Below are 302 nucleotides of genomic sequence, written 5' to 3' on the forward strand. Positions count from 1 at the left end.
CACGTCCATCAATTCGCTGCGATGGCGTACGGTGACGCCCTCCGCCCATTTGTAATCGGATGGGTATTTTTCCGGCTCGTCGGTGACGACGATAATCGGCGTCACGCCTTCCGCCGCAATCTGGCGCGAGATCATACCTGGATCAAGCGGGCCATCGAACTGCTGGCCGCCGGTCATGGCGACGGCATCGTTGAACAGAATCTTGTAGGTGATATTGACCTTGGCCGCAACCGCAGCGCGGATCGCCAATATCCCCGAGTGGAAGTAAGTACCGTCACCCAGGTTGGTGAAGACGTGCTTCT

The 302-nt window shown here is 57.9% G+C and carries 1 protein-coding gene; it reads right to left on the bottom strand.

The annotated features are described in order from the left end of the window. Window positions 1-302: thiamine pyrophosphate-dependent enzyme (locus ACO0K4_RS19710; RefSeq protein WP_422958353.1), on the bottom strand; the 302-nt coding region annotated here is incomplete at both ends.

Origin of the sequence: Undibacterium sp. RuTC16W, assembly GCF_049339445.1 — a bacterium.
Classification (GTDB): domain Bacteria; phylum Pseudomonadota; class Gammaproteobacteria; order Burkholderiales; family Burkholderiaceae_D; genus Undibacterium.